Here is an 18,607-nt window from a genome sequence, read left to right on the forward strand (position 1 = left end):
GGAGGCGGGACGGCAGGCGGGCTCAGGCCAGCAGGCCCGCCACCGCCAGCGCCGGTTCGGGGTGGGCGGCGAGCAGGGCGCTCACCTCAGGGTGGCCGCCGCCGCTGCCGGGCGCGCGCCACTCGCCCGCGCAGCCGAGCAGCTCCGCCACCGCGTCGCAGGCCGCCGGATGCCCCATGAGCAGCTCCGCCACCGGCCCCGACGCCACCGGGGCGGACGCGGCGGGAGCGGGCCTGGGGCGGGCGGTCCACGGCGGCACCCAGGCGTCCACGGCCGTCAGCGAGCCGGGGAACGTGCGCCCGGCCTCGCGTACGAGCACCGGCACCAGCTCTGCCGCCCCGTCCTTCAGCGTCGTGATCAGCTTGGGCAGCCACGGCAGCAGCACGTTGTCCGGCAGCCGCCCGAACGCCTTGGAGATCACCTCCACCACGAACCCGGACAGCGCCGGAGCCGGCTCCATCGCCTGCACGAACCCGGTGATGTACTGCGGGAACGACGGGATGACCAGCGGGTTGGCCAGCAGCTCGTCGCAGCGCGCCCGCAGCTCCTCCAGCGGCAGCAGCCCGAGCTGGTGGCGGGCCGCCCACAGCAGCGCCACCTTGGCCGGCGCCTCCGGATGCGACTGCTGCACCGCGATCTCGAGCTGGGCCCGGTCGCAGCCCAGCGCCAGGGCCAGGCTCTCCATCGAGAACAGGAACCCCAGCATGGCCGCCACCTGCCGCACGCCGGTGTCGTCGTCCACGAAGGACGTCGGCAGCAGCGTGCAGTAGTGCGCGTAACCGGCCGTCACGAACGCCTCGCACCAGGCCGGCAGCTCGGGCTCGTTGGCCCGGTAGTACGCCAGCAGCCGCCGGATCCGGCGCAGCACCTCCGGCGCGTCGTCCACGGTGCGCTCGGCGGCGAGCAGCTCCACCGCCCGCGCCCCGAGCTCGTCGGTGAAGCGCCGGCTGCCCAGGAACAGCACGGCGTCCTCCACCGCCGCCAGCGCCACGGCGGCGGTGGCCTTGGGGTCGCGCACCGAGCGCCGCAGCCGCTGCTCCAGCACCTGCTCGATGGTGACGCCCTCGTAGCCGAGCTCGATGATGGAGCGCTGGTGCTTGCCGAACGACAGGTCCCAGCTCTCCTGGATCGAACGCTCCCCCAGCCTGCGCTCGCCCATGATGGGCCGCACCGCGTCGGAGGGCAGCAGGTAACGCAGCATCCACAGCACGTCTGAGCAGGGCACCAGGTCCGGCTCGGCGTTGAGGTCGAGCAGCGCCCGCTGGATCGTCCGCTTCTCCAGGTCGAGCCCGAGCGGCGCGAGCCGGTCGTAGACGTCCCTGGCCAGCGGCGGCAGCGCGTCGTAGCCCACCTCGCCGGCGCGGTCGCCGCCGAGCAGGATCTCGCACAGCCGCCGCACGTCGCGCCGGCCCGGCACGACGTCCTTCTCGATGCAGGTGACGGCCGCGTCCTGGAAGTCGTACGGGGTGGGCCTGGCCCGGTTGCGCATGCCGGCGAGCAGGATCGAGGTCTCGTAGACCGCGATCGCGTCGGCGGTGCTGGCCAGGTAGCCGTTGCGGCGGGCCAGCCGCACGATGTCCACGGACCAGCCGAGCAGCTCGGCCTCGTCGAGGGCGTCGAGAGCGGGCGGCCTGGACAGGAACCCGGTCAGCTTGTCGGCCACCTCGCCCGGCGCCACCGGCGCGGGCAGCTTGGCCGCGCGCTTGCGGGCGCCCTTCTGCCCGGCCAGCTGGAACGGGGTCAGCCTGCTCCGCGTCAGCGCCTTGGCCCAGGTCGCCGCCGCGATGGACACCGAGCCGGAGGCCAGCCCGAACTGCGCCTCGATGGCCGAGTGGCTGGACGGGATGAGGCCGTACAGCCATTTCGTCCCGGTGCGCGGGCTGATCTCGAAGGTGGTCGTGGACCGCACGCCGAACTGCTCGACGCGGCTGGCGGCGTGGAAGGCGCCGCAGACGTAGAGGCAGTCGGCCGGGTCGGCGCCGGACGCGGCCAGGTGCTCGCGCATCCTGGTCCACATGTAACGCTCGCGGTCCTCGTCCACGGCCAGCCGGTCGCCGCCGGGGCCGAGCCGGCGGAACAGGCTGCCGATCAGCACCATGACCTGGCGGTAGGTGTCGTAGTCGGCCCCGGACAGGGGCTGCTCGACGTACTGGTCCCACCACTCCGACCAGTGGCGCACCTTGCCGTGGTGCAGCAGGTGCTCCTCCAACTCGGCGAAGCGGGGACGCAGGTCGCCGATCTCGACGCCGACCGCGTCACCGTGCAGGCCCGTCTCCTCCTGCTCCTTGGGGGCGGCCTGCGGATCCTCCCTGGGCGCCCACTGGAAGACGTGGTCGGTCGAGCGGTCCACCAGCACCAGCTCGACGCCCGGGGTCTCCAGCGCGTAGGAGATGGCCTGGTATTCGGCCGACGCCTCGGTGATGGGCGCCACCACGCTGAGCGGCGCCCACTCCTTCGGGAAGCCGTCGATGTCGGTCGCGAACGCCTGCACCGCCACCGGCAGCCGGCAGTTGCGCAGCTCCGTCAGCAGCGGCTGCAGGTCCTCGCACAGCTCCAGGTAGATGACCTTCGGCTGCTTCTCGCGCAGCCTGCGCACCATCGCCAGCCCCGAGGCCGGCGAGTGGTGGCAGACCGGGAAGATCTCCAGCTCCTCGCGCAGCGCCCGGTCCACGTCGTCGACCAGGCCCGCCAGGATCTCGGACACGGCGACGGGACCGCCGGCGAACTTCTCGGCGGCGTCGAGGAGCTGCCCCCGGAGCTCGCCGAAGGGGCTCGTCCGACCGGTCATGAGAGCGTGGAGATGGCCTCGCGGCCGCCCTCGAGGAACTCCGGCCACTCCCCGCCGTCCTTCTTGCTGCGCGGCTCGACGACGCCGTGCCAGTACTTGTTGAGGATCGCCAGGTCCTCGGGGCTGCGCCGGGCCAGCGAGCCGACCAGCGACCCGGCCAGCGTCTGCGCGCGCAGCACCCGGTCGCCGAAGAAGTGGCTGTGCAGGATGGCGTCCTCCAGCACGCCGATCTGCTCGGCGGTGGACAGCGCCGACTCCAGCTTCTCGTCGTCGCTGGTGGCCGAGGCCGCCGCCGAGCGCAGGTCGGCGAAGCTCTGCAGCAGGATGTCCAGCAGCGTGGGCGGCAGGTCCAGCTCGATCCGGTGCCTGCGCAGCAGCTCCTCCGTACGGAAGCGGACGATCTCCGCCTCGCTCTTCTTGTTCGTCACGACCGGGATGCGGACGAAGTTGAAGCGGCGCTTGAGCGCGGACGACAGGTCGTTGACGCCCCGGTCGCGGCTGTTGGCGGTGGCGATGATGGAGAAGCCGGGCTGGGCGAAGACGATGTTGTCGTCGTCGAGCTCGGGGATGGAGACGTACTTCTCCGACAGGATCGAGATGAGCGCGTCCTGCACGTCGCTCGTCGAGCGGGTCAGCTCCTCGAAGCGGCCGATCACGCCCTGCTCCATCGCCGTCATGATCGGCGAGGGGATCATCGACTGGCGGGACTGGCCCTTGGCGATGACCATGGAGACGTTCCACGAGTATTTGATGTGGTCCTCGGTGGTGCCGGCGGTGCCCTGGACCACGAGCGTGGAGTTGCGGCAGATGGCCGCCGCCAGCAGCTCGGCCAGCCAGCTCTTGCCGGTGCCCGGGTCGCCGATCAGCAGCAGGCCCCGGTCGGAGGCCAGCGTCACGATGGCGCGCTCGACGAAGCTGCGGTCGCCGAACCACTTCTGCGGGATGTCCCGGTCGAGCCCGTCGGAGCGCTCGGAGCCGAGGATGAACAGCCTGATCATGCGGGGGCTGAGCCGCCACGAGAACGGCTTGGGGCCGTCGTCGACCGACTCCAGCCAGTCGAGCTCCTCCGCGTACTTCACCTCTGCGGGGGCGCGCAGCATATCGTCACTCATTCGCGGGTCTCCTAGGTGAGAAAGTTCTTGAGCTCGAACACGAGCTTGTGGATGTGGCCCGAGATCACCGGAGTGCCCAGGTCCTTGAATTTCTTGCGGAACCACGGCTCGACGCTCTGGACGCCCGAGCTGTTGACCGAGCCGACGGGGATGAACTTCACGCCCGAGCGGTGCACGGCCTCGATGCCGTCGTACAACGGCTGGGAGCGGTCGAACTCGTAGAAGTCGGAGATCCACACCATCACGGTGTTGCGCGGATCGCTGATCTTCGGGCGCGCCATGGCCATCGCCACCGGCCCGTCGTTGCCGCCGCCGAGCTTGGTACGCAGCAGCACCTCGAACGGGTCCTGCACCCACGGGGTCAGGTCGATGGCCCGGGTGTCGTAGGCGATCAGGTGCACGTCGACCTTCGGCAGCCCGGCGAAGATCGAGGCCAGGATGGTGCAGTTGACCATCGAGTCCACCATCGAGCCCGACTGGTCGACGACCACGATCAGGCGGGCCGGGGTGGTGCGGTGGGCCGTCTGCTTGTAGTAGAGCCGGTCGACGTAGAGCCGCTGGTCCTCGGGGCTCCAGTTGGTGAGGTTCTTCCAGATCGTGCGCTCGACGTCGAGGTTGCGGAAGACCCGCTTCGGCGGCACCGACCGGTCGATGACGCCCGCGCTGGTCTTCTCCACCTGCGTGCGCAGCACCTCGGCGACCTCGTCCACGTATCGGCGGATCAGCGCCTTGGCGTTGGCCAGCGCGACGCCCGACAGGTTGGACTTGTCGCGCAGCAGCTGCTCGATGAGCGACATGCTGGGCGTGAGCTGCTTGGCCAGGGCCGGGTCGGCGAGCACCTCGCGCAGGCGCATGCGCTTGACCAGGTCGCCCTCCAGGCCGGCGAGCACCTTGGCCAGCTCTTCACCGCCTGGGCTGTGGCGCAGCCCACCGGCCTCGCAGCCCATGCCGCGCTCGAACCAGGCCGCGTCCTGCTTCCAGCTCTCCAGCTGGGCGGCGGTGACGTTGCCCGAGCCCGTCGAGAACACGTTCAGCAGCAGCTTGGAGACGAGTGCGGCGCGACGCACCTCGTCGCCCGCCTCGTGCTCCGTCTCGGCCATCAGGCCTTGGAACTCGGCGGCCAGCTCGGGGAAGCGCTGCACCAGGTTGTCCACCGACACCCCCGGGTCGAGCAGCGCGAGCGGCAGGCCGAGGTCACCGACGATGCCGAGGCTGGAGGTCTCCAGCGCGGGCTGCTCGTCGGAACCGAACAGCCGGGACAGCAGGCGCCAGTAGAGCACCTGACGCCGGGTCTGGTCGGCGGTCTGTGACACTTCGGTCGTCTCGGTCATTTCCGCAGCAGCCGTCCCGCCCGTTCGCGCAGCACGGCGACCACGTCGCCGGCCTTGGCCTCGGCCTTGACCACCTTGGGGTCGGTGGGGCCCATCGCCCAGTCGCCGTTGTGCGCGGTGACCGGCTTCTTCTTGACCGTCGCCTGCACAGCGAGCGGCTGGAGCGACCACTGCCCGGCGTCCCAGCGCACCAGCCCGACGCAGGCCGTGGAGGCCTTGACCAGCTCGGGGGTGAGCGGGCCCGCGGACGGCAGCCGGTCGAGGTCGAGCCTGATCGTGTGACCGCCCAGGTCGAACGCCCGGCCGTCGGTCTTGTAGCCCTCGACGAGGACGGGCTCGGCGATGCGCACGGGATGCCGGTCGAGCGGCGTCACCGGCGGCGCCGTCACCTCGGCGAGCTGCACGCGCGCGATGGCGAACGGGTCGGCCTCCTCGCCCGCGCGGGCCCGGTCGTCGTGCCACACCAGGTCGCCGCCGGACAGCAGCGGCATGTCCGTGATCTCCACGGCCCGGTGCTCGGCCAGCGCGGCCAGCAGCACGGGGTGGCCGCCCAGCAGCCGCCACACGGTCGGGCCGACGATGGTGTCGACCTTGGCGGCGGCCACGCTCGTGCGTACGAGCCGGGCGGGCGCGCCTCCGGCGGCCTCCAGGATGCCGTGGACCTGGACGCGTACGGCGGTGGCGTGCTCGTGGACGTCGGCGCCCAGGATCAGCAGCCGCCCCGAGACCCGCTCGCCCCCGGCGCTCCAGGGACCCCGCTGGGACAGCAGCATGGCGCGCGTCCACAGGTCGGCCCACCTGCGGACGGGCACGCGCTCCATCGTCGCGACCGGGCACGAGGCCCGCAGCTCGGTCGCCAGCCCGTCGAGCAGCACCGCCAGCCCGCGCAGCTCGGGCACGGCCAGCAGCGCCTCGATCGTCTGGTCGGCGGAGGAGACCAGGTCGTGGTCGACGCCGCGCCAGCCGACGATGGCCAGCTCGCGCAGCCAGACCCGGCACCCGGCGAGCAGGTTGTCCGCCACCTCCGCCCTGTCGCCGGCCCTGTCGCCGGCCCTGTCGCCGGCGGGGTCGCCGGCGGGCTCCCAGGCCGCTCGCGTGCGGCCCAGCGCCGCGTCCAGGCGGCCGAGCAGCGCGTCGTGGACCGCGCCGAACAGCGCCGCCCGCGCCCCGGCCAGCGCCGCCAGATGCTCGTCGCCGACCGACCCCGCGCTCACCTTCTCCACGGCCTCGCTCACGCGCTCGCCGACGGGGGTGCCCGCCAGCGCGCCCGCCAGGGCGGCCAGCGCCGCGGCCGGCTCCTCCCCGATCCGGGCGAACCCGTGGGTGAGCGCGCCGTCGAACCCCGCCACCAGGTCGAGCGCCTCGCCGGCCCCGGAGGGAGCCGCGCCGAGCAACTCGCTCAGCTGTACGTCGAGCATCAGCAGACCACCTTGCCAGCAGATCGGTCGGGCATCAGCGCACCGCCCCCATCGCCGGGAACCAGTGCAGTTCGGCCAGCGGCGCGGTGCTGTCGGGCACCTCCAGGTAGGCCAGGTGGCGCAGGAACCGGCTGAACACGACGGCCGCCGGGGTGCGCTCGACGTGCCCGTTGACGTGCTGCATCAACTGGCCGCCCTCGGGGACCTCGACCCGCAGGTAGCGGGCCACCCGGTCGAGCCCGTACTGCACGACCGCCTCGTCGGCCAGCTGGTTGATGTGCTTGCACGCGTAGCCGTGCAACGCGCCGCACGGCCGGTTGTTGTTGGTGCTGCAGCTCAGCGCATGAGTGCCGGCGGTGATCGACGAGACGTAGACCCGCTCGATGTCGGACCCGCTCGACACGACGCCCTGCAGCCGGCCGTCGGCCAGCTCGACGAAGGGCACCTTCGCCAGCTTGCGCGGCTCCACAGGTGACACCACCCGGAGCACGCTGCGCTCTTCCCACGCGGTTGTGTCCGCGTCCACGGCCTCAGAACCTCCCGCCCCGGCCGGTTCGCGGGCGCGGGCGGGGGTGCCCGGGCCTGCACGACCGGCTGATCGAATGATCCGGGAACTTACCGGAGGGCACCGACAGATCGGGCCTAAATGATCAAACCCTGCGGCGGGCCGGGCTCCCGGCTTTCGGGCGCGCGCCTGCGCTCCGGAGATTGTCCATAATATTGTCAACCGAGACATGTATGCACGGCGCCGGGAGGATCGCGTGACCCCAGGGTCCCCGCGGGAGGAAACGCTGACCGACCGGGTCAGGTCGGCCATACTCGACGGCGATTTCGTGCCCAGCCAGCGGCTCGTCGAGGCCGACGTCTGCGAGCAGTTCGGCGCCCCGCGGGCCGCCGTGCGCGAGACGTTCAAGGAGCTCGCCGGGGAGGGGCTCGTCGAGATCCTCCGGAACAAGGGGGCCCGGGTCCGGGCGATCTCGAAGGCGGAAGCCGTCGAGATCACGGAGGTGCGGATGGTCCTCGAGGGCCTGTCGGCCGCCAAGGCCGCGGAACGGGTCACGCCCGAGCAGACCGGGGAGCTGAGGGGGATCGTCACCGACATGCGCACGGCCGTGGAGGCGGGGGACCTGGACCGCTACTCGGAACTGAACGCCGCCCTGCACGCCAGGATCCGCGCGATCGCCGGGCACCGTACGTCGGCGGCGATCATCGAGCGGCTGGGGGCGCAGGTGGTGCGGCACAAGTTCCGGCTGGCCCGGCAGCCGGGGCGGGCCGGGGTGTCGCTGCCGCAGCACGAGCTGATCGTGGCGGCCATCGTGGCCCGCGACCCGGAGGCGGCACAGACGGCCATGCAGCAGCACCTCCGCAGCGTCGCCAAGGCCCTGGAGGCCAGCCCCGACTGACGCCCCCATCGCCCCGGCACCCCCGCCCCACTGGACGCACCCGCCCGACACACCCGTCCGGCGCCCGTCCGGCACCCCGACCCACGCCTCGTCCGACGCCTGCCCGACGCCCCGTCCGACCCCCCGGCCACACCTGCTCGACACCCGCCCCACGCGCCGTCGGCTCGGGACGCCGAGGGTCCCGGGAGGGTGACGGTCCGGAAAGCAGGCCGGCGGGGGTGCGGCGGGCGGCGGGTGCAGCGCGGCGGGTGCGGCGGGCGGCGGAGCGGTTACGTGGTGGGCGGTTACGTGGTGGGGCGGTTACGTGGTGGGGCGGGTGGCCGGGCCGGGGATGGGTGGGGTGCCGGTGCGGGTCACGTGGTCGAGGGTGACAGTGGTGGCCTCCGTCATCGTGCGGGGTACGCCCAGCTCCTCCAGCATCCGCGTGGCCGCCTCCATCTCGTGCACCCGCCGTACCCCGTGCTGCCCCGCCCCCCGCAGCAGCCGGACCACGAACTCCTCGTCGGCCTCCGTCACCGTCTCCAGCGCGTGCTCCCAGAACCACTCCCCCAGCCCCGCCGCCCGCGCCGCCCGCTGCGCCTCGATGACCAGCGCGCTCAGGCCCTTCACCAGCACGCTGCGCAGCAACTTCCGGGCGGCGGCGTCCCCGGGCGAGCCGCCGATCGGGGTGACGTCCATGCCGTGGCCGCCGGCGAAGGCGGCGAACCGGTCCGCGTGCTTCCCGCTGGCCAGCACCGGCGTGGCCAGGCCGCGCAGCGGGATCGGGGCCATGATCGCGCCGTCCACGACCGCCACCCCGTCCGGCTCCAGCAGCTCCGCGATCCGCCGCTTGTCGCCGGGCGCCCCCGTGGACAGGTCGGCGTAGAGGACGCCGGGCTTGAGATGGGGCCGGGACTCGGCGCAGGCGGCGAAGCTGTCGGCCCCCGTGGTCACGGCGATCACGACGTCGGCCCCGTGCACCGCATCGGCGTTGCGGGCAACCAGCTCGCAGGAGGGCGTGCTCCCCGATGGGTAGGCCGGGTCGTACACGCGTAGGCGTACGCATGGTGCGAGGCCGTCCGCGAGGACGTGGCCGACCTCGCCGTAACCGAGCAACGCCACCTGGGGTCCGTCCATGAGCATCCTCCACGACCAGGGCTCCCCGCCTCAGAGAAGCCGCATGGTTGACAATATTGTCGGAGCTTCCCGCCAGCCAGCCAGATACTTGCCCACAACACCACATTGGCGATGAAAGTGTTGACAATCCGTCCGTTCGGCTCTTAGCGTCGGCAAGTGACTTCGGAAAAGACCTTCCCCCGCACCCTCCTGGTGATCAGTGCCCACGCGGGCGACTTCGTCTGGCGCGCCGGCGGCGCGATAGCCCTCGCCGCCGCCCGCGGCGAGCACGCCAAGGTGGTCTGCCTCAGCTTCGGCGAGCGCGGCGAGTCCGCAAAGGCGTGGCGCGCCGGCCGCACGCTGGAAGAGATCAAGGCGATCCGCCGCGAGGAGGCGCAGAACGCCGCCGCGGCCCTGGGCGCCGAGATCGAGTTCTTCGACGCCGGCGACTACCCCCTGGTGGAGAGCCAGGAACTGGTGGATCGCCTGGTACGCGTCTACCGCGACACCGAGCCCGACGTGGTGCTCACCCACCCGCTGGCCGACCCGTACAACGGCGACCACCCGGCGGCGGCCCGCATGGCGCTGCAGGCGCGCGTGCTGGCGCAGGCCGCGGGCTACGACGCGCCCGGCGAGCCGCTCGGCGCCCCGCCCGTGTTCTTCTTCGAGCCGCACCAGCCCGAGCAGTGCGACTTCAAGCCGGACCTGCTGCTCGACATCACCCCGGTCTTCGACCGGAAGCGCAAGGCGATGGAGTGCCTGCCGGCCCAGCAGCACATGTGGGACTACTACACCGACCTGGCCAAGCGCCGCGGCGTGCAGCTCAAACGCAACGCGGGCCCCAACCTGGGGCTGGCGCACGACACCATGGGCGAGGCGTACATGCGGCTGTACCCGCAGGTGACGGACGTGCTCGCATGAGGAACGTGGTTGTCACCGACATCCCGCGCTCGGCTCCCGGCCGGGTCGACGCCCTGGCCGCGTACGGCGTGGCGACCGTGCACGAGGCCCTCGGCCGCACCGGCTACCTGGGCCCCGGGCTGCGTCCCGCCTGGCCGGGAGCGAGGACGGGCGGGAACGCGGTCACCGTGCTGTGCTGGCCGGGCGACAACCTGATGATCCACGTCGCGGTCGAGCAGTGCCGCGAGGGCGATCTCCTGGTCGTCGCCACGACCTCGCCGTCCACGGACGGCATGTTCGGGGAGCTGTTCGCGACCGCGCTGAGGCACCGCGGGGTGCGCGGGGTGGTGATCGACGCGGGCGTGCGCGACGTGGCGGAGCTGCGGGCGATGGGCTTCCCGGCCTGGAGCGCGGCCGTCAGCGCGCAGGGCACCGTGAAGGCGACCCCGGGCGCGGTCAACGTACCCGTCACGATCGGCGGCCAGCTGGTCCGGCCGGGCGACACGGTCATCGCCGACGACGACGGGGTGCTGGTGTGCCCGCGCGCGGACCTGGAGCGCGGTATCGAGGCGGCCGCCGCGCGGGCCGCCAAGGAGGCCGCCACGCGCGAGGCGTTCGAGAAGGGCGAGCTCGGCCTCGACCGGTACGGGTTGCGCGAGCGCCTGCCGGAGCTCGGCATCACGTACATGACGGCGGAGGAGTACGACCGTGCCCGATGACGGTGTGCCCTGCATGCTGATGCGGGGCGGCACCTCGAAGGGCGCCGCCGGTCAGCCCTGCTTGACGGCCTCCCAGGTGGGGTGCTCGCCGGGCGCCAGCTCGACGAAGTCCGGCAGGTCGCGCAGCGCCTCCTCGGCCCCGCCCGGCGTGTACGTCGCGATGATCCGCATCGGCCGCCACCCCGTGTTGAACGTCGAGTGCATGGTCCCCATGGGGATCCACACGGCGTCACCGGCCCTGACCGCGAACTCGGGCCCGTCGCCGACCGTCTGGCGTCCCTCTCCCTCGATGATGTAGAGGACCTCGTCGGAGAAGGGATGCTGGTGGCGGTCGTGCCCCTTGTTCGGGTTGATCACGACCTCGCCCAGCGTGGACGAGGCGCCGGGCACGCTGCCGGGCGTCACGTGCCATTTGATGGAGCCCCAGTCGAAGAGCATCGTGGGTACGGAGTCCGGTTCGCGGTGCATGGCGTGGTCCCTCCTACGCGGGCAGGTTCTTGAAGGCGCGGAGCTGGTCGGCGATGGCGCGCTCGGCGGGCAGGCGTTCCATCGAGGAGGCGCCGAAGAAGCCCGCGACGCCGGAGGTGCGCTCCTGGATGTGGCGGACGTCGTCCGGCTCGGCGATGGGGCCGCCGTGGCACAGGACGATGACGTCGGGGTTCACCGCCACGGCGGCGTCGTGCATCTCCTGGACGCGTACGGCCGACTCGTCGAGGGTGAGCGCGGTCTTGGCGCCGATGCTGCCCTTGGTGGTCAGGCCCATGTGCGGCACGAGGATGTCGGCGCCCGCCTCCGCCATGGCCGTGGCCTGCTCGGCGTTGAACACGTAGGGGGCGGTGAGCAGGCCGCGCTCGGCCGCCAGCCTGATCATCTCGACCTCCAGGTCGAAACCCATGCCGGTCTCCTCCAGGTTGGCCCGGAAGACGCCGTCGATGAGGCCGACGGTGGGGAAGTTCTGGACGCCGGTGAAGCCCATCGCGTTCAGCTGGTCGAGGAACTGCGGCATGAGCCGGAACGGGTCGGTGCCGCACACCCCGGCCAGCACGGGGGTGTCCTTGACCACCGGCAGCACCTCGCCGGCCATCTCGACCACGATGGCGTTGGCGTCCCCGTACGGCAGCAGCCCCGCCAGCGAGCCGCGCCCGGCCATCCTGAACCGGCCGGAGTTGTAGATGATGATCAGATCCACGCCGCCGGCCTCGGCCGCCTTGGCGGACAGTCCCGTGCCCGCGCCGGCCCCGATGATCAGCCGGCCGGCCTTCCGCTCGCCGTGCAGCCTGCCGAGCGCCTCGTCCCGGTTCATGCTCTTCCCTTCTGGATCAGCTCGTGCAGCCGGTCGGCGGCCGCGACCGCGAACCGGGACCGGTTGATGTCGTCCTCGCTCTCCACCACCTGCACGTCGCTGCCCGCCACGGCCCGCAGCACGGCCTCGAAGCAGGCGGCGTCGGCGGCCGGGTCGTGGAAGGGGCCGCCCTCGACGTCCACGGCGGAGACGCCGCCGCGCGGCACGAACAACGCGACCGGCCCGGTGGCGGCGGCCAGCTTGGCGCCGATCGTCCGGCCGAGCTCCGCGTTCTCGGCCGGCGTGGTCCGCATCAGCGTCACGGTGGGGTTGTGCACCAGCAGCAGGCGGTCCCTGAACCGCTCGGGCACGGTGTCCATCGGGCCGAAGTTGACCATGTCCACCGCGCCCAGGCTGACGACCTGCGGCACGCCGGCGGCCCCGGCGGCGGTCAGGCGGTCCGGCCCGGCCGACAGGACGCCGCCGACCAGCTCGTCGGCCAACTCGGTGGTGGTGAGGTCGAGCACCCCGGCGAAGTAGCCGCTCGCGACGAGCGCCTCCATGGCCCGCCCGCCGGACCCGGTGGCGTGGAACACGAGCACCTCGTAGCCCAATTCCTCGAGCCGGGCCCGGGCGGCGTCCACGGCGGGCGTGGTGACGCCGAACATCGTGGCCGCCACCAGCGGCCGGTCGTCCTGCCGCGCCTCGCCCGGGCGGCGGTCGTCCTGCCGCGCGCCGCCTGGGTGGCCGGCGGCCGCACGGGCGTCGTACGCGGCCGACATCGCGGCGATCGCGGCCGCCGCGTTGCCGAGGATCTGGCGGGAGATCGAGTTGATCCCGGCCACGTCGACGACGCTGTACATGAGCGTCACGTCGCTCTGGCCGACGTACGCCGACACGTCACCGCCGGCCATGGTGGAGACGAGCAGCTTGGGCAGCCCCACGGGCAGTGCCGCCATGACGGCCGCCGCGATGGAGGAGCCGCCGCTGCCGCCCAGCGCCAGCACGCCGCTCAGCCGCCCCCGCGCGTACAGGTCCCGCGCGACGGCCACCGCCCCGCCCGCCATCACCCGCAGCGCGGCGCCACGGTCGCCCGCGCTCCTCAGCTGCTCCAGACCGCTCCCGCCCGCCTCGGCGACGGCCGCCGCCGTCACGTCGGGGGTCAGGGACGGGGTGCCCATGACGCCCGCGTCGAGCAGCACCACCTCCTGGCCCGCCGCCGTGACCAGGTCACGGACGTAGGCGTACTCGCCGCCCTTGGTGTCGAAGGTCCCCAGCAACAACACGGCCATGCGCCGACCCTCCTTCGAGCCCCGGTTCGCTGCCACAGCGCCACAGCGCCACCCTGCAGCCTCCCCCGAGGCGGGGACGGTCACGCCTCCACGGGCACGTGGGCCTTGATCGCCACGCTCGTGAGGGCGAACAGCAGCTCCAGGTCCGGCTCCGCGTCCACCTGCACGGCCACCCAGGCGCGGTCGGGGCAGGCCTGCACCTGGTCGCATTCGCGCAGGTAGGGCCCGAGCCGGTCGATCGCGGGGGCGGTCAGGCGCACCTGCACCTCGGCCGAGCCGGTCAGCCGCAGGATCTCGGTGCCGCGCACGGCGAAGACGGGGCCGCGCCGGGTGTCGCTCACCACCAGCGCCGGCCAGGACCGCAACTCCGCGACCGCACGGACCACGTACGGCCCCCGGCGTTCAGCCGCCCGCCACCGGGCGGTAATTCCTGCCACACCTCAATGCTGCGCCACGGCCGCACCCCGCGTCAGCGTCCGTTCCGCAACCGTTATCCACGCCCTCGCCCGCGAGGGAGAGTACGCCGCGCCGCGATTTCACGATCTGACCGCTACGTATTGACGCCTTCCGCAGCCCGGAGTTAACGTCGTCTCATAATTAAAAGGAAACTTTCCTAATAGTTTCCTGGCATCCCACCCCCCGTACACCCCCCAACCGGATGTCGGAGCATCATGAGACACACCATCCTGAGCAAGGTCCTCGCCGGACTGGCGGCCTTAGTGCTGCCCCTCACCGCGGTCGTCGCCGCCCCGGCCGGGGCTTCGGCCGTGTCCGCGGCGCAGGTCGCGTTCGCCGACTGGGCGCCGTGGACGGCGTACACGGCGGGCACGCGCGTCACGTACAACGGCGTCGAGTACGAATGCGTCCAGAGCCACACCTCCCAGCCCGGCTGGGAGCCCTCGAACGTCCCGGCCCTGTGGAAGACCACGGGCGGCGGCGGCACGGACACGGCCGCGCCGAGCGTGCCCGGCAACCTGCGCTCCACCGGCGTCACCAACAGCAGCGTCACGCTCGCCTGGAACGCCTCCACCGACAACGTCGCCGTCACCGGCTACGAGATCTACCGCGGCGGCACCCTCGTCACCACCGTCACCGGCACCACCCACACCGACACCGGCCTGACCGCCAACACCGGCTACACCTACACCGTCCGCGCCCGCGACGCCGCCGGCAACCGCTCCGCCAACAGCAACACCGTCAGCGCCACCACGACGGGCGGCGGCGGCACGGACACGGCCGCGCCGAGCGTGCCCGGCAACCTGCGCTCCACCGGCGTCACCAACAGCAGCGTCACGCTCGCCTGGAACGCCTCCACCGACAACGTCGCCGTCACCGGCTACGAGATCTACCGCGGCGGCACCCTCGTCACCACCGTCACCGGCACCACCCACACCGACACCGGCCTGACCGCCAACACCGGCTACACCTACACCGTCCGCGCCCGCGACGCCGCCGGCAACCGCTCCGCCAACAGCAACTCCGTCAGCGCCACGACCACGGGCGGCACCGGCGGCGGGGGGAACAAGGTGCTCGGCTACTTCGTGCAGTGGGGCGTCTACCAGCGCGGATACCACGTCAAGAACATCGACACCAGCGGCTCCGCGGCCAAGCTGACCCACATCAACTACGCCTTCGGCAACGTCCAGAACGGCCAGTGCACGATCGGCGACAGCTACGCCGACTACGACCGCTTCTACCAGGCGGGCGAGAGCGTGGACGGCGTCGCCGACACCTGGGACGCCGGCGCGCTGCGCGGCAGCTTCAACCAGCTGCGCAAGCTCAAGAAGAAGCACCCGCACCTGAAGGTGCTGTTCTCCTTCGGCGGCTGGACCTGGTCCGGCGGCTTCGGCCAGGCCGCGCAGAACCCGGCAGCCTTCGCCAACTCCTGCTACAACCTGGTCGAGGACCCGCGCTGGGCGGACGTCTTCGACGGCATCGACATCGACTGGGAATACCCGAACGCCTGCGGCCTGACCTGCGACACCAGCGGGCCGGCCGCGTTCAGGAACGTCATGTCGGCCCTGCGCACCCGCTTCGGCTCCAACTACCTGGTGACCGCCGCCATCACCGCCGACGGCAACAACGGCGGCAAGATCGACGCGGCCGACTACGGCGGCGCGGCGCAGTACGTGGACTGGTACAACGTCATGACCTACGACTACTTCGGCGCCTGGGCGGCCCAGGGCCCGACGGCCCCGCACTCGCCGCTCAACAACTACAGCGGCATCCCGATCGCCGGCTTCTACTCCGACAACGCGATCCAGAAGCTCAAGAGCAAGGGTGTGCCGGCGAGCAAGCTGCTGCTCGGCATCGGCTTCTACGGGCGCGGCTGGACCGGGGTCACGCAGGCCGCGCCGGGCGGCACGGCCACGGGGGCAGCGCCGGGGACGTACGAGCAGGGCATCGAGGACTACAAGGTCCTCAAGACGCGCTGCCCGGCCACCGGCACGGTCGCGGGCACCGCGTACGCTCACTGCGGCAACCAGTGGTGGAGCTACGACACGCCGGCCACGATCGGCGGCAAGATGAGCTACTCGAAGAGCCAGGGCCTCGGCGGCGCGTTCTTCTGGGAGCTCAGCGGTGACACCACCAACGCCGAGCTGCTCACGGCCATGAAGACCGGCCTGGGCTGACCCGGACGGGGCCGGCCCTCCGCGCCTGGGGGCCGGCCCACCCCTCAGCCCAGCTCGCTCAGTTGCCCGGCCGTCAGCGACACCGTCGAGGCGGCCAGGTTCTCCTCCAGGTGGGCGATCGAGGAGGTGCCGGGGATCGGCGCCACGACCGGGGAGCGGGCCAGCAGCCAGGCCAGGCTGACCTGCGAAGGCGTGGCCCCGACGGCCTTGGCGACGTGCTCCACCGGGCTGCCGGGCGCGGCCAGGGCGCCCTTGGCGACGGGGCTGTAGGGGATGAACGCGATGCCCTGCGCCGCGCAGTGGTCCAGCACGTCCTCGGAGTTCCTGAGGGTGAGGTTGTAGCGGTTCTGGACGCTGGCGATCTCGACGACGCGCCGCGCCTGCTCCAACTGCTCGACGGTCACCTCTGACAGACCGATGGCGTCGATCTTGCCCTCGTCCCGCAGCGCCTTGAGCTCGCCGACCTGGTCCTCCAGCGGCACCTGCGGATCGACGCGGTGCAGCTGCAGCAGGTCCAGCCGGTCCACCCCGAGCCGGCGCAGGCTCATCTCGACCTCCTGCCGCAGATACTCGGGCCGTCCCACGGCATGCCACTGGCCGGGCCCCGTGCGCACGAACCCGGCCTTGGTCGCGACCAGCAACCCCTCCGGGTACGGGTGCAGGGCCTCGCGGATCAGCTCCTCGTTGACGTACGGGCCGTAGGAATCGGCGGTGTCGATCAGGTTCACACCCAGCTCGACCACCCTGCGCAGGACCCGGACGGCCCCGTCGCGGTCGCCGGGCGGCCCCCAGACGCCGGGCCCCGTGAGGCTCATGGCCCCGTATCCGAGGCGGTGCACGGTCTTGCCGCCGATGGCGATCGTGCCGGTGGACGGGAGCGATATGGGCATGCGGTCTCTCACCTCGTGTGTGACGTTCCAAGTCCGTGATGCAACGGATACGTGGTCAATCTTCCCTATCACCCCACCGATGAATACCTTTCGGGGCACGTGCGAATTTTGACCCGGTTCACCCTCCACGTTTCGAGGAGCAGCATGCGTTCCCGTTTACGCAAAGGCGTGCTCGGCACCGTCACCGCCATGGCCGTGGCCCTGGCCCCCCTCACCCTCGCCGGCCCGGCCGAGGCGCACTCGGGCGCCCATTCCGTCCGCAAGCTGGTGCAGGCCGTCTCAGGCAAGAACGTCAAGAAGCACCTGTACGCCTTGCAGGCCATCGCCAACGCCAACGGCGGCACCCGCGTCTCCGGGACCCCCGGCTTCGACGCCTCCCGCGACTACGTGGCCCGCAAGCTGCGCGGCGCCGGGTACGACGTGACGATCCAGCCCTTCGAGTTCACCTTCGACGGCTACGTCACCCCGCCCGTACTCAAGCGCACCAGCGGGGAGCAGAAGACGTACACGTACGGATTCTTCAGCGACTACGTCGCCATGCAGGACTCCCCCGCGGGCGCCGTCAGCGGCACGCTACAGCCGGTGGACCTGGTGCTGCCGCCGGGGCCGGCCGCCAACTCCTCGTCCTCGGGCTGCGAGGCGAGCGACTTCGCCGGATTCGTCGCCGGCAACGTCGCGCTGATGCAGCGCGGCACGTGCAGCTTCCGCATCAAGGTGGACAACGCCATCGCCGCCGGGGCATCCGGGGCCGTCGTGTTCAACGAGGGGCAGGAGGGCCGCACCGAGATCGACTTCAACCCGGTGCTCAACGGGCCGGGCGTGACGATCCCCTCCTTCTTCACCAGCTTCGAGGTCGGCAACGAGCTGGCCGCCACGGCGGGCACCACGGTGCAGATGAACTGGGACCCGATCGTGGAGACCAGGACCACGTACAACGTGATCGCGCAGAGCAGGAAGGGCGACCCGGACAACGTCGTCATGCTCGGCGCCCACCTGGACAGCGTCCAGGAGGGGCCCGGCATCAACGACAACGGCTCGGGCAGCGCCGGGGTCCTGGAGGTCGCGCTGCAGATGGCCAAGACCAGGCCGAAGAACCAGATGCGCTTCGCCTTCTGGGGCGCCGAGGAGTTCGGGCTGCTCGGTTCCGACCACTACGTGACCTCGTTGACGGAGGAGGAGCGGGCCAGGATCGCCCTCTACCTCAACTTCGACATGATCGCCTCGCCCAACTACACGTTCGGGATCTACGACGGTGACGGCGACGCGTTCGGCACCGCCGGGCCCGCCGGATCCGACGTGATCGAGGAGGACTTCGAGAAGTTCTTCGCCGGGCGCGGGCTGCCGTTCACGGCGACGGCCTTCACCGGCCGATCCGACTACGGGCCGTTCATCGAGGTGGGCATCCCGTCGGGCGGGCTGTTCACCGGGGCCGAGGTGCTCAAGACCGAGGAGGAGGCGGCGATCTTCGGCGGGACGGCCGGCATCCCGCTCGACCCGTGCTACCACAGCGTCTGTGACACGATCAGGAACGTCAACGACCGGGCGCTGGACGTGAACTCGGACGCCATCGCGACGCTGGCGGGGACGTACGCGTACTCCACCGGCACCATCGGCGCCACGACACCGGCCCCGGCCGCGCGCACCGCGCACACGCCCCATACCCACAAGCCGGCCGACGCCGCCGGCTGACCCGCCCCCGCCCCGCGCCTCCCCCACCCACCGGACTCCGGTCACGTCCTTGGGG

General features: G+C 71.9%; 16 protein-coding genes. 5 read left to right on the plus strand and 11 right to left on the minus strand.

Annotated features, from left to right (window positions below; genetic code table 11):
* Positions 1 to 22: 22 nt before the first annotated feature.
* Genes AB0J69_RS51155 through AB0J69_RS51175 form a run of 5 tightly spaced genes read right to left on the minus strand, consistent with a single transcriptional unit; the run spans position 23 to position 7,175 of the window.
* Complete coding sequence (locus AB0J69_RS51155) at positions 23 to 2,788, minus strand: DUF5682 family protein (protein WP_364133875.1); 2,766 nt, start codon at positions 2,786 to 2,788, stop codon at positions 23 to 25.
* Positions 2,785 to 3,900, minus strand: coding sequence for an AAA family ATPase (locus tag AB0J69_RS51160; RefSeq protein WP_364133878.1), 1,116 nt, complete (start codon positions 3,898 to 3,900; stop codon positions 2,785 to 2,787). The genes AB0J69_RS51155 and AB0J69_RS51160 overlap by 4 nt, the downstream gene beginning before the upstream one ends.
* An 11-nt stretch (positions 3,901 to 3,911) precedes the next feature.
* The gene (locus tag AB0J69_RS51165; protein ID WP_364133880.1) at positions 3,912 to 5,231 is read right to left on the minus strand and encodes a VWA domain-containing protein; all 1,320 of its coding nucleotides are present in this window, start codon (positions 5,229 to 5,231) and stop codon (positions 3,912 to 3,914) included.
* Complete coding sequence (locus AB0J69_RS51170) at positions 5,228 to 6,649, minus strand: hypothetical protein (protein WP_364133882.1); 1,422 nt, start codon at positions 6,647 to 6,649, stop codon at positions 5,228 to 5,230. The genes AB0J69_RS51165 and AB0J69_RS51170 overlap by 4 nt, the downstream gene beginning before the upstream one ends.
* Positions 6,650 to 6,683: 34 nt before the next feature.
* Complete coding sequence (locus AB0J69_RS51175) at positions 6,684 to 7,175, minus strand: hypothetical protein (protein WP_364133884.1); 492 nt, start codon at positions 7,173 to 7,175, stop codon at positions 6,684 to 6,686.
* A gap of 235 nt (positions 7,176 to 7,410) precedes the next feature.
* Between AB0J69_RS51175 and AB0J69_RS51180 the strand changes: the two genes are divergently transcribed.
* Positions 7,411 to 8,052 (plus strand): GntR family transcriptional regulator, encoded by a 642-nt coding sequence (locus AB0J69_RS51180; RefSeq protein ID WP_364133886.1) that lies wholly within the window; start codon positions 7,411 to 7,413, stop codon positions 8,050 to 8,052.
* A gap of 300 nt (positions 8,053 to 8,352) precedes the next feature.
* Here AB0J69_RS51180 and AB0J69_RS51185 read toward each other — a convergent pair whose 3' ends face one another.
* Positions 8,353 to 9,168 carry a DUF1932 domain-containing protein gene (locus AB0J69_RS51185; protein WP_364133888.1) on the minus strand — a complete coding sequence of 272 codons (816 nt, stop codon included), beginning with the start codon at positions 9,166 to 9,168 and terminating at the stop codon, positions 8,353 to 8,355.
* 156 nt (positions 9,169 to 9,324) lie between these two features.
* Between AB0J69_RS51185 and AB0J69_RS51190 the strand changes: the two genes are divergently transcribed.
* Entirely contained in the window at positions 9,325 to 10,068 is a 744-nt protein-coding gene (locus AB0J69_RS51190) for a PIG-L deacetylase family protein (protein ID WP_364133890.1), read from the plus strand.
* The gene (locus tag AB0J69_RS51195) at positions 10,065 to 10,766 is read left to right on the plus strand and encodes a 4-carboxy-4-hydroxy-2-oxoadipate aldolase/oxaloacetate decarboxylase (protein ID WP_364133893.1); all 702 of its coding nucleotides are present in this window, start codon (positions 10,065 to 10,067) and stop codon (positions 10,764 to 10,766) included. The genes AB0J69_RS51190 and AB0J69_RS51195 overlap by 4 nt, the downstream gene beginning before the upstream one ends.
* A gap of 51 nt (positions 10,767 to 10,817) precedes the next feature.
* Here AB0J69_RS51195 and AB0J69_RS51200 read toward each other — a convergent pair whose 3' ends face one another.
* The 4 genes from AB0J69_RS51200 to AB0J69_RS51215 form a co-directional block, all read right to left on the minus strand.
* Positions 10,818 to 11,234 carry a cupin domain-containing protein gene (locus AB0J69_RS51200; protein ID WP_364133896.1) on the minus strand — a complete coding sequence of 139 codons (417 nt, stop codon included), beginning with the start codon at positions 11,232 to 11,234 and terminating at the stop codon, positions 10,818 to 10,820.
* A 13-nt stretch (positions 11,235 to 11,247) separates the two neighbouring features.
* Positions 11,248 to 12,069 carry a phosphoenolpyruvate hydrolase family protein gene (locus AB0J69_RS51205; protein WP_364133899.1) on the minus strand — a complete coding sequence of 274 codons (822 nt, stop codon included), beginning with the start codon at positions 12,067 to 12,069 and terminating at the stop codon, positions 11,248 to 11,250.
* Positions 12,066 to 13,340, minus strand: coding sequence for a Tm-1-like ATP-binding domain-containing protein (locus tag AB0J69_RS51210; RefSeq protein ID WP_364133902.1), 1,275 nt, complete (start codon positions 13,338 to 13,340; stop codon positions 12,066 to 12,068). Before AB0J69_RS51210 ends, AB0J69_RS51205 begins: the two co-directional genes overlap by 4 nt.
* Positions 13,341 to 13,420: 80 nt before the next feature.
* Positions 13,421 to 13,777, minus strand: coding sequence for a luciferase family protein (locus AB0J69_RS51215; RefSeq protein ID WP_364133905.1), 357 nt, complete (start codon positions 13,775 to 13,777; stop codon positions 13,421 to 13,423).
* Positions 13,778 to 14,011: 234 nt separating this feature from the next.
* On the opposite strand from AB0J69_RS51215, the gene AB0J69_RS51220 reads away from it, so the two are divergent.
* Positions 14,012 to 15,973, plus strand: coding sequence for a glycosyl hydrolase family 18 protein (locus tag AB0J69_RS51220; RefSeq protein WP_364133908.1), 1,962 nt, complete (start codon positions 14,012 to 14,014; stop codon positions 15,971 to 15,973).
* Positions 15,974 to 16,017: 44 nt separating this feature from the next.
* Here the strand turns inward: AB0J69_RS51220 and AB0J69_RS51225 are convergent, their stop codons facing one another.
* Positions 16,018 to 16,863 (minus strand): aldo/keto reductase, encoded by an 846-nt coding sequence (locus AB0J69_RS51225; protein ID WP_364133911.1) that lies wholly within the window; start codon positions 16,861 to 16,863, stop codon positions 16,018 to 16,020.
* Between the two features lie 144 nt (positions 16,864 to 17,007).
* On the opposite strand from AB0J69_RS51225, the gene AB0J69_RS51230 reads away from it, so the two are divergent.
* The gene (locus AB0J69_RS51230; RefSeq protein ID WP_364133914.1) at positions 17,008 to 18,552 is read left to right on the plus strand and encodes a M28 family metallopeptidase; all 1,545 of its coding nucleotides are present in this window, start codon (positions 17,008 to 17,010) and stop codon (positions 18,550 to 18,552) included.
* Positions 18,553 to 18,607 lie beyond the last annotated feature (55 nt).

It is taken from the genome of Nonomuraea sp. NPDC049709, from assembly GCF_040674815.1.
Taxonomy (GTDB): Bacteria; Actinomycetota; Actinomycetes; order Streptosporangiales; family Streptosporangiaceae; genus Nonomuraea.

What these genes read in the sequence shown, in the direction of transcription:
- AB0J69_RS51200 (WP_364133896.1), bottom strand. Translation starts at nt 11,234, where the DNA reads ATGCACCGCGAACCGGACTCCGTACCCACGATGCTCTTCGACTGGGGC.
- AB0J69_RS51210 (WP_364133902.1), bottom strand. Translation starts at nt 13,340, where the DNA reads ATGGCCGTGTTGTTGCTGGGGACCTTCGACACCAAGGGCGGCGAGTAC.
- AB0J69_RS51220 (WP_364133908.1), top strand. Translation starts at nt 14,012, where the DNA reads ATGAGACACACCATCCTGAGCAAGGTCCTCGCCGGACTGGCGGCCTTA.
- AB0J69_RS51225 (WP_364133911.1), bottom strand. Translation starts at nt 16,863, where the DNA reads ATGCCCATATCGCTCCCGTCCACCGGCACGATCGCCATCGGCGGCAAG.
- AB0J69_RS51185 (WP_364133888.1), bottom strand. Translation starts at nt 9,168, where the DNA reads ATGGACGGACCCCAGGTGGCGTTGCTCGGTTACGGCGAGGTCGGCCAC.
- AB0J69_RS51165 (WP_364133880.1), bottom strand. Translation starts at nt 5,231, where the DNA reads ATGACCGAGACGACCGAAGTGTCACAGACCGCCGACCAGACCCGGCGT.
- AB0J69_RS51205 (WP_364133899.1), bottom strand. Translation starts at nt 12,069, where the DNA reads ATGAACCGGGACGAGGCGCTCGGCAGGCTGCACGGCGAGCGGAAGGCC.
- AB0J69_RS51195 (WP_364133893.1), top strand. Translation starts at nt 10,065, where the DNA reads ATGAGGAACGTGGTTGTCACCGACATCCCGCGCTCGGCTCCCGGCCGG.
- AB0J69_RS51230 (WP_364133914.1), top strand. Translation starts at nt 17,008, where the DNA reads ATGCGTTCCCGTTTACGCAAAGGCGTGCTCGGCACCGTCACCGCCATG.
- AB0J69_RS51155 (WP_364133875.1), bottom strand. Translation starts at nt 2,788, where the DNA reads ATGACCGGTCGGACGAGCCCCTTCGGCGAGCTCCGGGGGCAGCTCCTC.
- AB0J69_RS51170 (WP_364133882.1), bottom strand. Translation starts at nt 6,649, where the DNA reads ATGCTCGACGTACAGCTGAGCGAGTTGCTCGGCGCGGCTCCCTCCGGG.
- AB0J69_RS51160 (WP_364133878.1), bottom strand. Translation starts at nt 3,900, where the DNA reads ATGAGTGACGATATGCTGCGCGCCCCCGCAGAGGTGAAGTACGCGGAG.